Below are 13,385 nucleotides of genomic sequence, written 5' to 3' on the forward strand. Positions count from 1 at the left end.
ATCAGCCAGCGGAGCTCCAGGTTCAAGGGCGTCTTAGAGTGACCACCCTCTATACCGGAGCTCCGCTGCTCTATGCCTCAGACACGCCTTGACGATCCACCCGACCGCCTAACTGAACGGCGTTGGGCCTAGTTCCCGCTGCCACAGTTTCACGGCGTTCATCACGTCGGTGTTCAGGACCGCGTCACCGCGCTGGACCTTGACGCGCTCGGTGGCGGTCGGCGGGGGACTCGGTGCCGACGACGGGGGCGCACCGCCGGCCGGCGTGGTCGATGAGGGCGGCCGGACCATTGTCCCGATCGCGGGTTGCCGGCCGGTCTTGAAGCCCAGCGCCCTCAGGTTGTCCAACACCACCCGAACATCGCGGCCGACCAGACCGGCGCCGTCGAGCGGACGGAACAGGGGCGTGTTGCCGTAGAACAGCGGGACGGGCCGATCGTCGATCCGGAACAGGGGCGCACCCCGGGACACCACCTTTCCCGCCTTCGGCAACCAGGTGACCCGTCCGGCGGTGGAGGTGACGACCTGCTCCGAGCCGTACCCGAGTGAGCCGTCCAGGGTGAGAGTGACGGCGAGGTCGGTGCGCTCCACGGTGGCGATCCGCACCGACCGCTCGGGAGACGGCCCACCGGCCGCCCCGGCATCCGGGCGCCGGTCCAGAACGGCGGCCCCGGCCGCCGTGAGCAGGCCCACCACGACGACCGCGGCCGGCACCAGGAGGCGCCGCCGGCTCATTTCAGCACCGTGCGGTCGCATTCGTCCGCGACCTGCATCCCCCGGGTGATCTGCCGGTCGTCGGTGAGGCTGTAGCCCGGTCCCTCCCCCTTGGGCTCCACGCTCACGCCCTTGTCCCGGATGCACTGGATGAGAGCCCGGAACTTCTTCGCGTAGTCCGGGTCGGTGCGCTTGGCGTGCTCCCACTCGCTTTCCGGTTGCTTCGACGCGCACGCCGCGACCGCGTTCGCGTTCTCCGGCTTCTGCAGGACGTCCACGCTCTGGTTCTCCTTGCCCGCCGGCGGGGCCGGAACCCCATGCTCGGTGAGACAACGACCCCAAGCGCCCCAGAGGCGGCTCCGCTCCTCGTCCGACATGTCGGCGCGATCGACGGGCCGGTCAGCCGCGGCCGCTGCGGACGGGTTGCCGGAGCCGGCATCGCCCTCGGGAACACTGGCCACCGGGGGCGCGGACGCGGCGGGGTCCTTGTCACCGCCGCATCCGGAGGTCACGAACATCCCACCGGCGACGACCAGGGCAGCCAGAACACGAATCTTGGTATTGGTCATGGCGGGCAGCTTGCGGGGCAGATGCGAAGAACATGTTAAGGCTTCCGGCGGTCGTCTAGCCTGCTTCGCGTGACAGCCCACGTCCTGCTCGCCGAGGACAACCCCACGCAGGCCGAAGTCATCCGGCGGTACCTGGAACAGGACGGCCATCGCACCACGGTGGTGCGCGACGGACCCTCGGCCCTGCGCGCGGCCGAGCGGGTCCGTCCCGACCTGGTCGTCCTGGACATCATGATGCCGGGCCTCGACGGCCTGCAGGTGTGCCGGCAACTCAGGGACCGCTATGACGTGCTGGTGCTGATGCTCACCGCCCGATCGAGCAGGGCCGACGTCATCCGCGGGCTGGAACAGGGCGCCGACGACTACCTGACCAAGCCCTTCAGCCCGCGCGAACTGGCACTGCGCGTGCGTACGCTGCTGCGCCGCGCCGGCCGCACGCCCCTGGGCGACGCGGGAGTGGTACGGGCCGGCGACCTCGCCGTCGATCGCGGCTCACGCCTGACGCACGTGGGTGACCGGGCGGTGGAATGCACGCCGGTCGAGTTCGAGATGCTGTTCGCGCTGGCATCCGCCGCCGGCCGGGTGCTCAGCCGGGCGCAGCTGCTCGACTGCGCGTTCGCGCTGCACCGCAACGCCTCCGAACGTACCGTCGACGTCCACGTCCGGAACCTGCGGCAGAAGATCGAAGCCGATGCGACCCGGCCCGCCCGGCTGCTGACGGTTCACGGCCTCGGCTACAAACTCGTCGACCCGGCCGCCGGATGAGCGCCCCGGTGCCGCTGCGGCACAGCCTGCTGGTCCGCCTGCTCGCCGCGTCGATCGCCATCGCGACCTGCGCCATCGCCGCGACGGCATGGCTGACCGCGCGCGGCACCACCCGCGCCCTCCAGCGCGATCAGGTCGCCGCGGCCGGCCAGCAGACCAGCGTCTACGCGGACCTGGTGGCCTACGCCGCCGGCCACCCTTCGTGGGATCAGGCCGGCCCGGTGCTGGCCGAGCTGGGGGCCCGCACCGGGCTCGAGATCCGGTTGACCACCCCGGACGGGCGGCTGCTGGGCGGGTCGCCGCGCGCTGTCAAGGCGTACGTGGTGGTGGATCCGCTGCACGTCGATCCCGGCGTGGTCCCGGCCCACCACGAGTACATCGACGACCGGGCGGTCGGCCCGTACCGACTGACCGCCGACGAACAGCGGCAGGAAAGAGCCGACTCGGAGAAGGTGCAAACCTGTCTCAACGGCAAGGGTCACACCGTACGAGCCACGGCGTTGCCGGGCGGCCGGATCGCCCTCAGCACCGACGCCCCGGCCGCCGCTCGCGACTCCTGCGGCCTCCGCGACTTCGCCACCCACGTCTACCGCTCCGAGCAGGCCGCGCTGGTCGAGCTCGGCGAACTGATGCTGCCCTGCCTCGACCAGAACGACTTGCAGGGCAAGGTCACCAGCGCGGTCACCTGGCGGTATTTTCCCAACGAATCCGGCATCGACGCCGAGCGGGCGGCGGGCTGCACCGCCACCGGCCGCCGCATCCAGCTCGAGCGGTACGTCGCACCACCGGCCCAGCTGTTCATCAACGCCGCCCCGGCCGGCACCGCGCCGGTCGGCGGATTCCGGCTCTCCGGCCCCAACATCGCCCGGACCGCCGGCGCCGCGCTGCTCGTACTCACCGTCACGGTCCTGATCACGGCTCTGGTCGGGGCCCGCCTGGTCCGGCCGCTGCGCGCGCTGACCGCCGCGGCCCGGCATCCGGCCGGCCACCAGCCCGGGATGCCGGTCCGAAGCCGCGACGAGATCGGCGCCCTGACCGCCGCCCTCAACGAGATGTCGGAGCGGCGGGAACGGGCCGAGGCCCAGCGCCGCGAGATGGTCAGCGACATCGCCCATGAGCTGCGGACTCCCCTGTCGAACATCCGGACCTGGCTGGAGGCCGCCGAGGACGGCCTGGCGCCGCCGGTGACCGACGCCGAGCTGACCTCGCTGCTGCTCACCGAGGCGATGCAGCTTCAGCACATCGTGGCCGACCTGCAGGATCTGGCCGACGCCGACGCCGGCACCCTGCGGCTCGACCGCCGCCGGGTCCACGTCGACGAACTGATCCGGCAGGCGGTCACCGCCCATCACGGCAGTGCCGAGGCGGCCGGTGTGACGCTGCGGCACCGCGACACGTGTGGCGCGGCCATCGACGCCGACCCGGTGCGGATCGCCCAGGTGCTGACCAATCTGGTGACCAACGCGATCCGCTACACGCCGGCCGGCGGCATGGTGACGGTCGGAGCGCGCACCGAGAACGCAGACGTCGTACTGACCGTGGCCGACACCGGGCGTGGGATCGGTGAGCACGACCTTCCGTACGTCTTCGACCGCTTCTGGCGTACGGACCCGTCCCGCAACCGGGACACCGGTGGCAGCGGGCTCGGCCTCGCCATCGTCCGCGACCTCGTCGCGGCGCACGGCGGCACCATCGCGGTGACAAGTCGGACCGGCCGTGGCTCCACCTTCACCGTCCGCCTCCCCACCTACGGCACCGACGACCACGAGCCCGGATCGAGGAAGGTGAAGACGTCGGCGATCGACGGATCGTAGAAGGCCGGGTCGCCCTGGTTCTCGAAGCGGACCCGGACGGTGCCGTCGGCGGCGGCGAGCGCGGCGGGCGCCACGAACTCGTGGGTCTCGGTCCCGGCCCCGCCGCCGTGGTCGAAGGTGCGGAGCAGCACCTCAGCGCCGTCGACGTACACCTTGTAGCGCTTGATCTGTGCCCTGTCGTACGTCTCGACCGCCCGGACCACGAACGGCCGGCCGGGCGTCACCGCCATGTCGAACTCGAACTGCGAGAACGGGGTCTGATGGCCGGAGTATCGGCGGGTCAGGCCGGCCTCCACGCTGGTGCCCGAGGACGGCGACGCGGTCAGGCGGTGCGCCTGCTCCGACGCGGACACGCCCAGGTCGATGTGGTCGATCGCGTCGGCCACGCCCGGCACGATGGCCACCCGGAGGGCGCCGGCGCCGGTGGCGAGAGTCGCGCCGCCGACGAGCACGCGCGCCGTCAGCGTCACGTCCTCGACCGCCTGCCGGGCGTCGCGTGGCACACCGACCGTCCAGGTCACGGTCCGGGACTGCCCGGCCGGCACGGTCGTCGTCGACGGTGCGGACACGCTCCAGCCGGGCGGCACGTCGAGCTCGGCCCGGCCCTCGACGGCGGCGCGTCCGACGTTGCGGAGGACGGCGCTCACGGTGACCGGCTGTCCGGGGCGGGTCTGCGCCGGCGTGGGCGTCACGGAGTCGATGACCATCGGCGAGCCGACGGTCAGCGTGACGGGCCTCGCCAGCGAGAACGTCGCGTCCTCGAAGACGTACGTGGCCACTGCGGCGCCGCCGGCCGGACCGGGCGGCTGCCGTGCCGGCACACCGACGGCGAAGTTCCCCGCGGCCGATCCGCCGGGACGCAGGCGGTCGGTGAGCCGCGCGCCGGCCGGGTCGGCCGTCCAGCCGTCGGGCAGCCCGCTGACGGCGGCGCGCACGTCGTCGAGGCGGCCGCGACCGCGGTTCGCGACCGTGACCGTCACCGTGGCGGTGCTATCGGGCAGGACGGCGCCGGGGGACGTGACGGTGAGGTCGAGCGCGAGAAGGCCGGCGACGGCTGCGCCGAGCGCTTCACGGACCGCGGTCACTGCGGCGTCCAGCCTTTCCTGTACGGGCGCGGCCTCGTCGAACGCCTCGATCTGCCGCTGCGCCGCGGCCAGGTCCCGGGCGGCGGCGAGACCGGTGCGCTCGAGCGACCCGACGGCCTGCCCGCGCGCCGCCGTGGCGTGACCGCGCAGCTTCCGCGCCTGCTGGTCACTCAACGTCCCGGCGGCGCGGAGCTCGTCGACGACCGCGGTCAGCTCGTCGGTGCGGTCGATCACGGCGCCCGCCGGCTCGTGCCGCTCGTCGACGACGAAGGTGTAGCGGCCGGACCCGACCTCGACGGAAACCGTGCCGTCGCCCTGCCGTACGGTCCGGACGCCCTCCGCCTTCCCCACCGGTCCCCCGCCCTCGGTGACCGCCCACACGTTCCGCGCGGGCAGCTCGACGGTGGCCCGGGCGCCGACCGGCACTGTCACGGCGAGCCGCAGCGTACGGCCGGTGCGTTTCCAATCGCTGGTCACCGGACCGTACGGAGTGCGCGTGGTCGCCTTCGCCCAGTCGAGCTGCCCGGTCACCTGGGGCGCGATGGTGAGGTCGCGATACCCGGTCTCCTTCGACGCCCGGATGCCGGCCACCGAGTGGAAGAACCAGTCGTCGACGGTGCCGAGGAAGTAGTGGCCACGTGACCGCGCCTCGAGCGCCCAGTGCTCCCACATCGTGGTGGCGCCGTTCTCGATCATGTAGCCCCAGGACGGGTAGGTCGTCTGCCGGGCGAGCTGCAACGCGACGTCGGCGTAGCCCGCGTCGGTCAGCACCGGCAGGAGGTACTTCGTGCCCAGGACGCCGGTGTTCAGGTGCGTGCCCTTGGCCCTGATGTCCGCGACGATGCCGGCGGCCACCCGCTTCGCCGTGGCGTCGTCGGGTGTCAGCCCGAAGGCGAGCGCCAGCACGTTGTGCGTCTGGCGGTAGCCGCGATCGCCGTTGCCGCGGTAATAGCCCTCGGCGCGGTTCAGGAAGGTGTTGTTGAACGCGGTCTTCACGACGGCGGCGTGGCCGGCGAACGCGGCGGCATCGGCCGACCTGCCGAGATGGCGTGCGGACCGCTCCATCGTGGACAACATCGCGTACAGGTACGCCGTGCCGGAGACGCGGACGTCTTCCGGGGCGTTGCCGCCGTCCGGGCTGGCTTCCGGGCTGACCCAGTCACCCAGCCGCGGATTGGCCACGATGCCGTCCGACGACCGGCCGAACTCGAGGTCGACGTACCGCTTCATGCCGTCGTAGAGCTCGGTCAGCACGCGCTCGTCGCCGCCGTACTGGTAGAGCCACCAGGGGATCATCACGTACGCCGAATGCCACGGCGGGTTCACGCCCCACTGACCCCAGTCACCCGAGCTGGGCGCGATCACCAGCGGCGCGCCGTTGGCGTCACGGGTCTCGTGGACGTCACGCATCCATTTCGCGAACAGCTCATGCACGTCGAGGTTGAGCATGAACATCTCGGCGCCGACCGCCGCGTCGCCGGTCCAGCCGTTCTTCTCGAACATCGGGGTGTCGGTCGGGATGCCGTGGATGTTGTTCTTCAGCGTGTCCACGACCGCGCGGTGGGTCTGGTTCATGGTCGCGTCCGAGCTGGCGAACGAGCCGGTCTCGGCCGCGTCGGTGTGCACCGCCTGGGCGGTGAACGCGTGCAGCGGCGGCGGGCCGTCGCCGGGCCAGCCGGTCACCTCGATGTACTGGAAACCCTTGTAGGAGAAGCGGGACTGCCACGACTCCGGGACGCCGGCGCCGGCCAGGACGAACCGGTCGGTCTGGAAGCCGGACCGGAAGTCGCCGTTGTTGGAGAAGTTCACCCGGCCGTTGGCGAGCAGCTTCTCGCCGTACTGCGCGCGGATGGTCACACCGGCCGGGCCCTGGGCGGTGAACCTCACCCACCCGGCGAGCACCCGCGGGAACTTCACCACCCAGACGCCGGACGCCGGCTGCGTGACCTCGACGGCGGGCAGCGACTCGGTGACCCGGATCGGCTGCTGACGCTGATGGACGAGCACGCCCTTCGGCCCGCCGGCCTCGCTCGCCGCCGCCCAGGACCGGTCGTCGAAGCCGGCCGTGTCGTAGCCGTTCTGGGCCTTGCGGGCGTCGTACGTCTCGCCGGCATAAAGATCGTCGAAGACCGTAGGCCCGTCGGCGATGGACCACGAGTCGTCCGTGACGATGTTCTCGGTGCGGCCGTCCACGTACTCCAGGTGCAGGACGGCGCGGACCACCGGCTCGTCGTGCCACGGCGGCGACTGCCATCGCCACACGTTGCCGCCGGTCATGCCGTAGAACCCGCGGCCGAGCTCCATGCCGATCGCGTTGCCGCCCCGCACGAGCTGCCCGGTGACGTCGACGGCGGCGTACTGGACGGTGTCGTCGTAGTCGGTGAAGCCCGGCGAGAGCACCCCGTCGTCGATCGCGGCGCCGTTGAGGGCCACCTCGGCGTAGCCGCCGGCGGCGTAGTAGAGGGTCGCGTCGGCGAGCTTGCCGTCGACCACGAACTCCTTGCGCAGCAACGGCGCCGGGCGCGCCTCAGCCTGCGGCGCGCGCACGTTGCCGCCCCACGGGCCCTGGCCGTACGGCGCTTGGACCACCGCGACGCCCCAGGCGCTGTCGTCGAACGACGGCGCCTCGAACCCGGCCGGAACGGTCCTGCTCGCCACCCAGTCCGTGCCGGTGGTGAACACCGACGTGCTGCCGTCGGTGTAGGTGATCCGGACCTTGGCCACCAGGCCGGCCGGCGACCCGGCGCCGTTGTCGGTGCGGATCGCGAACACGTTACGGGACGCGTCGAGGCCGACCCGGAACAGCCGCGACTGCTGCCACTCGTTCACGGCGCCCTGGGTCTCGCCGACCAGCGAGCCGTTGACCCACAGCCGATACAGGTCGTCCGCGGTGATCAGAATTTCGGCCGTCCGGGCGGCCCGGCCCGCCGGTGAGACGCGTACGGTGCGGAACGCGCGCGGCTCCGCGGGCGCGACCGGCGTCGTCGCCTCCGGCGTCCAGATCCAGGAAGCCCCGCCGAGATCCAGTTGGTCGGTGTCGCCGGCGCGGGCGTTGCCGATCCAGGAGCTGCCGGCCCAGTCCCCCAGGTCGTACAGTCCGGTGCGGAACCGGCTGACGGCGCTCGCGGCGCCCTTGGTGGTGGTGACGTCCACGCGCCAGACGTAGTCGGTGGCGGCGGCGAGGGCGGGCCCGGCGTACGCCACGTCGAAGGACCGGGCAGAGACCGTCCGGCCGCTGTCCCACACCAGCCGGCCGGCGTCGAGGCGGGACCTGCTGGTCGCCACACGCACCCGCCACGACACCTGCTCGACACCGCGGCGATCGGACTTGACGATCCACGAGAACCGCGGCTGCGCGACGTCGATACCGACCGGCTGCGTCTTTCGCTCCACCTGCAACAACGCAAGGTGGACCGCCGTGCCTCCGGCGGCCGCCGGCACAGCGGCGACCGGAACTCCGGCGACGGAGATCAGCAGGCTGATCGCGACGACGAGGAGCGATCGGATGGCCCGAGCGGGTGCAGGCATGGGGGGCTCCTTCCACGCTTGGAACGTTTCAGGGATTCAACCACGATCGATGTAAGCACGCCATGCCTTGTGGACGATCAGGGCTCTTCGAAGTTGGCGGGGCTGAGGCGGCGAACCTCGTCGATGCCGAGCACCGTGACCGGCTCCGGCTCGGCCGGCAACACCACGGCGGAGTGGGCGGTGAACGCGTCGGCGACGACCGGCCACCCGGCGACCAGCCACGGGTCTCGGCGGCGGGCACTGGAGCATGAGAAGGTTGACCCCGAAGTGAATCACCGAGAGGTTTCGTTGGCGGAAAGGTCTATCGTTCGGGACATGACCACCCCCGCCGGAACCCTCTGGCGCCTGATGTCCACGACCCTCGCATGAGCCCCATCCGGCTGGTCTTCGACATGGAGACCCGCGACCCCGACGACGTCCTCACCCTCTGCATGATCGCGACTCGCCCCGGGCTGCGGCTCGCGGCGGTCACCGTCAACCCGGGCACCCCGGCACAGCTCGGCGTCGTCCGTACGGTGCTCGCCCGCCTCGGGTCCGAGGTGCCGGTCGGCGCTCGGAACACCCGCGCGGAGAACGACGCCGTCTCGCCCTTCCACCGCACCTGGCTCGGCCACACCCCGCTCGCCGAGCCGGACGCCGTCGCGCACGAGCTGCTCGCCCACGCCCTGACGCCGGACGCCGTCCTGCTGACCACCGCGCCGCTGCACAACCTGCGCCTGCTGCTACGCAACCACCCCGAGACGGCCGTCGGCAGCTGGGTCGCCCAGGGCGGCTTCGCAGGCGACAACCTCGTCGCGCCCGCCGACCGCCTCCCGAAGTTCGCGGGCCTGACGACCACGGAGTCGTTCAACTTCGGCCACGACGTCAAAGGCGCCTTCGCCGCCCTCACCAGCGACCGCGTCCACTCCCGCCGCCTCGTCTCCAAGAACATCACCCACGGCGTCGCCTGGGACCGGACCTTCCACGAGCGGGTGCTTTCCATCGAGGAGCCGGCGCCCGGCGTACGGTTGGCGGCCGAGGCGATGGAGCTGTACCTGCGGGAGCACCCGGACGGTAAGCTTCTGCACGACCCGCTCGCGGCGGCGGCGGTGCTCAAACCCACCGCGTTCACCTGGGCCGAGGTCGAGGTCTACCGCGAGCAGGGCCGCTGGGGCGCCCGCCCCGCCGAGGGCACCGGAACCCTCATCACGGTCTCCGTCGACGCGCCTCGGGCATTGGCGGCCTTGTTCGAGCCGCAGAGGTCCACGCCACTACGGGACGGGGAGACGCGATGAACCTCGAATGCTGGATCTACGCCACCCGGCAGGGTTGCGAGACCCCCGAGTCGGCCGTCAGCGTCGTCCGCCGCCTCGGACCCCGCTTTCGGTCCTGGCTGGACGCCGGTCTGATCGCGGGCTATCAGGCCGTCGCGCTGACAGACCCGGAGGAGCTGGTGGAGCGTGACCTCGATCCCGAGATCCTCGATCCGGTGACCCACGGCGAGCTCCCGGCCATCTACCTCAACCTCACGTACGAGCTCGGCGGCCCCCGCCCGGATGCCGCCGAGCGAGACGCGCTGCTCGCCGAGGCCGGCCTGGTCCACGTCTTCACGGACTCGTCAGCTGGTCAGTAGCTCGACCAGCAGTTGCCGCGTGGTCTGACCTCCGCGCGGCGTCAGCTTGCGCACGATTCGCCCCCGCCTGTCGAAGATGACGATCGGGGCGCGGTGGTCGCCGTCCAGCACCACCGTCATGTCGTCCCCGAGCGCCAGCCGCACGTGGATCTCCGCCGTGGTGACCCGGTCCGCGTTCGGCTGAGTATCTTTGAACTTGGCGGTGTTCGGCTGCAGCGTCGTGCCGCCACTCTCCTCGGTGCCGAGCCCCATGGTCTCCCGGATCCAGTATGTCTTGAACGTGATGCCCGGATGATCCCTCAGGATCGGCTTGAAGATGGTGTCCCGCAGTGCACGCCCCGTCGTGCCGCCCATGTAGACGTCCACCATCGCCAGGTTCGAGGCGCCGCCCTCGATCAACGCGACGAAGGCCCGATGCACCTCCGGATTGCTGAACTTGCTGGCGAGTGACCGGGATGGGTGATGCTGAGGCCGGCCGGGCCGAGCTCGACACCATCCTAGGATTCTGGCATTGAGCCGGTCTCTCTTCCTTATCGCGGCGACGAATGACCAGGTGCACGAAACGCCACCTTCAATCTCGGAGATTCCCCCTTGGCTGCCGACCCTCCCCTCGTGATGTTCCCGCGCAAGCATCCGGTTCCCGCGCGAAGTGACGGTCGCGTTGCTCAGGTTCATACGAAATCCGCCGATGACGGGGTGTAAACACTTCATCACGTGCCGGGGAGTCTGGGCAGAATGATCGGTCTGGTTAGGCGTCTCCGGGTCGGGGTGCGGCTCGCCATGAGTTTTGCGCTGGTGGTGGCGCTCGCGTTCGCTGCCGGCGTGCTGGGGATCGGTATTTCGCAGAGGCAGCAGCAGGCCGCGCAGCAGGTGTCCCGGTACAACGCGATCGCGCAGGAAGTCCTCGAGCTGAGCCGGCACAACTCCGATATCAATGGGATGCAGGCGTTCTACATCTGGGATGTCAACGCCAACGGCCTCGCCGGGCTGACGAGCGACACGGGCTTCCGCTCCACCCTGCTGACGGAGAAGAAGGTGATCGCTGACATCGCACGGCGGATCGGCGCTCGGCCGTTGACGGAGGAGCAACGGGCTTCGCTGGTGACGATCGAGCAGAACCTGGAGTCGTTCTGGACGTCGGACGACAAGGTGGCGGCGGATTTTCTGGCCGGGCGAACGGCCCAAGCCAACAAGATGTACCTCGCGTCGGACAACTACACGCCGATCGCCGAGGCGACGGCATCACTGGTCGGGTCAACGACCACGCAGGCGCGAGTTGCCGCCGCGGCGGCCGATCGCCAGGCCTCCCAGGCGCGTACGATGATCATCGCCGTGCTGGCCTTCTCGTTGATGATCGCCGTCCTGGTGACTCTGCTGATCACGCGGTCGGTGGTGGTGCCGGTCCGTCAGGTGATGGCAACGATGCAGCGGTTCTCCGAGCGTGACCTCACCGCGGCGGAGGGCAAGGTGACCTCGGCACGCGATGAGCTCGGCGATATGCAGAGCGCCGCTGTGGCTGCTGTCACCGCCGTCCGCGAGACGGTGTCGACGATGAGCTCCGCCGCCCGCAATGTCGCTTCCGCGTCCGCGGTCGTCCGCACCATCAGCGCCGAGGCCAGCGAGAGTACGCGCGACACCGCGGGCCGAGCCGGCCAAGTCGCCGAGATCGCGCAAGGCGTCAGCCGCAGCACCCAGACGGTGGCGGCCGGCGCGGAGGAGATGGGGACCTCCATCCGGGAGATCGCCGACAACGCGACCGGGGCCGCTCGGGTCGCCGCCGACGCTGTACTGGCCGCCAACGCAACAAATACGACGGTCAACAAGCTGGGCGAGTCATCGAACGAGATCAGCAATGTCGTCAAACTCATTACCGCGATCGCCGAGCAGACCAACCTGCTGGCCCTCAACGCCACGATCGAGGCGGCCCGCGCCGGCGACGCCGGAAAAGGATTCGCCGTGGTGGCCTCGGAGGTCAAGGACCTCGCTCAGGAGACCGCCAAGGCGACCGATGACATCTCCCGGCGGGTCGCGGCGATCCAGACCGACAGCGAGGACGCGGTGACGGCCATCGCGTCGATCACGCGGATCATCGGGGACATCAACAGCTACCAGGCCACGATCGCGTCCGCCGTCGAGGAACAGACCGCCACCACAGGTGAAATGAGCCGGAGTGTTGCGGAGATCGCCGACGGCAACACCCGCATGGCCCGGGAGATTGTTTCGGTTTCCGAGCTGTCGAGCGGCACGTTGCAGACGTTGACCACCACCGAACAGGCGGTCTCCGAACTGGCTTTGGCGTCGCGCCAGCTCAACGACATCGTCGACACGTTCCGGCTCTGACCGTGCGTAGTCACGGGCCAGGCCATACCTGGCGCAGGTGGCTTTCCATGATGGGACAGGCACCGGGCGCGGCTTCAGGAGTGTGAGTGGTGGCAACCATGATGCTGATGCTACTGATCCACAGCCCGGGCGGTGAGCGCCGCCCGGCCGCTCTGGTCAGCACCGGCATGCTGGGACTGTGCGTCGCCGACGGCGGTTATGCCTACTTCCTCGCCATCGGATCACAGGACTACGAAGCGTTCGCCTACACCGGCCGGCTGGGATGCTTCGTGCTGGTCGGGCTCGGCGCCCGCAGCGCCCGCCATCCGGCCCGGGCGGCAGGGTGGGAAGTGTCGCCGACACGACAGCGCCGGGGACCGCCGAGGCACCAGGATCAAGCATGGCTTTCCACGGGGCACCAACGATCATCACCATCACGTCCGACGGCTGCCGGGCGCACGCCTACCGCGCTGTCCACGAGCTTTCGCCGACTTCCACCTCGGGCCTCGACTGGTTCGACGACCACGGCTACAAGCTCGAGCCGCGGTTCGACGATCAAGGGCAGATCACTTCTCTGGTACGCGCGGGGGCGCCCGACTCCGGCGCTGTCCTCGCACGTCTGCACGCCGTGCTCGACCACGCCGCCGACCGGGTTCGCGAGCGGCCCGAGCGCGTCGAGGACTGGGGCGTCACCGCCGACGACGCGATCGACACCCTCGACGGGCTGCGGCGGCTCCCGCTCGACGAGATCGTCACGGCGGGTCTGCTGGACAGCGCCGGCTCGGCGAGCACTTCCGGCGGCAGTCTCGACGGGCCGGTGCCGCACGGCTCCTGGCTGCACCGGATCCTGTTCCACTAGAGCGCATCTGACGGATCATCACCGGTTGCGATGATCGATCGTTGTCTCGTCGTGGCTGGTGATTTAACTGATGAGGACTGGGAACGGCTTGAGCCGTTGCTGCCGAGCATGGACCCGCAG

The 13,385-nt window shown here is 70.6% G+C and carries 10 protein-coding genes; 6 read left to right on the forward strand and 4 right to left on the reverse strand.

The annotated features are described in order from the left end of the window. Positions 1 to 108: 108 nt before the first annotated feature. Positions 109 to 735: a hypothetical protein gene (locus QSK31_RS47680; protein WP_285691832.1), complete on the reverse strand. Its 627-nt coding sequence runs from the start codon at positions 733 to 735 to the stop codon at positions 109 to 111. Further along, positions 732 to 1,283, reverse strand: coding sequence for a hypothetical protein (locus QSK31_RS47685; protein WP_285691833.1), 552 nt, complete (start codon positions 1,281 to 1,283; stop codon positions 732 to 734). Before QSK31_RS47685 ends, QSK31_RS47680 begins: the two co-directional genes overlap by 4 nt. Positions 1,284 to 1,352: 69 nt before the next feature. On the opposite strand from QSK31_RS47685, the gene QSK31_RS47690 reads away from it, so the two are divergent. Both QSK31_RS47690 and QSK31_RS47695 read left to right on the forward strand, forming a co-directional pair. Then, positions 1,353 to 2,048 (forward strand): response regulator transcription factor, encoded by a 696-nt coding sequence (locus QSK31_RS47690; protein ID WP_285691834.1) that lies wholly within the window; start codon positions 1,353 to 1,355, stop codon positions 2,046 to 2,048. Further along, entirely contained in the window at positions 2,045 to 3,862 is a 1,818-nt protein-coding gene (locus QSK31_RS47695) for a HAMP domain-containing sensor histidine kinase (protein WP_285691835.1), read from the forward strand. The genes QSK31_RS47690 and QSK31_RS47695 overlap by 4 nt, the downstream gene beginning before the upstream one ends. On the opposite strand, the gene QSK31_RS47700 is transcribed toward QSK31_RS47695, so the two are convergent. Continuing rightward, on the reverse strand, positions 3,796 to 8,475 hold the full coding sequence (locus tag QSK31_RS47700; protein ID WP_285691837.1) for a family 78 glycoside hydrolase catalytic domain: 4,680 nt from the start codon (positions 8,473 to 8,475) through the stop codon (positions 3,796 to 3,798). The two genes, QSK31_RS47695 and QSK31_RS47700, sit on opposite strands and share 67 nt — an antisense overlap. A gap of 365 nt (positions 8,476 to 8,840) precedes the next feature. Here QSK31_RS47700 and QSK31_RS47705 point away from each other — a divergent pair, with 365 nt between their 5' ends. Both QSK31_RS47705 and QSK31_RS47710 read left to right on the forward strand, forming a co-directional pair. Next, positions 8,841 to 9,749, forward strand: a complete 909-nt coding sequence (locus QSK31_RS47705) for a nucleoside hydrolase (RefSeq protein ID WP_285691838.1) — start codon at positions 8,841 to 8,843, stop codon at positions 9,747 to 9,749. Continuing rightward, entirely contained in the window at positions 9,746 to 10,087 is a 342-nt protein-coding gene (locus QSK31_RS47710; RefSeq protein ID WP_285691839.1) for a hypothetical protein, read from the forward strand. Before QSK31_RS47705 ends, QSK31_RS47710 begins: the two co-directional genes overlap by 4 nt. On the opposite strand, the gene QSK31_RS47715 is transcribed toward QSK31_RS47710, so the two are convergent. Beyond that, positions 10,073 to 10,762 (reverse strand): hypothetical protein, encoded by a 690-nt coding sequence (locus QSK31_RS47715; RefSeq protein WP_285691840.1) that lies wholly within the window; start codon positions 10,760 to 10,762, stop codon positions 10,073 to 10,075. The two genes, QSK31_RS47710 and QSK31_RS47715, sit on opposite strands and share 15 nt — an antisense overlap. Positions 10,763 to 10,867: 105 nt before the next feature. Between QSK31_RS47715 and QSK31_RS47720 the strand changes: the two genes are divergently transcribed. Beyond that, positions 10,868 to 12,427: a methyl-accepting chemotaxis protein gene (locus QSK31_RS47720; RefSeq protein WP_285691841.1), complete on the forward strand. Its 1,560-nt coding sequence runs from the start codon at positions 10,868 to 10,870 to the stop codon at positions 12,425 to 12,427. 379 nt (positions 12,428 to 12,806) lie between these two features. Then, positions 12,807 to 13,265, forward strand: a complete 459-nt coding sequence (locus QSK31_RS47725; protein WP_285691842.1) for a hypothetical protein — start codon at positions 12,807 to 12,809, stop codon at positions 13,263 to 13,265. The last annotated feature ends 120 nt before the right edge of the window (positions 13,266 to 13,385 follow it).

It is taken from the genome of Actinoplanes sp. NBRC 103695 (assembly GCF_030269485.1).
Taxonomy (GTDB): domain Bacteria; phylum Actinomycetota; class Actinomycetes; order Mycobacteriales; family Micromonosporaceae; genus Actinoplanes.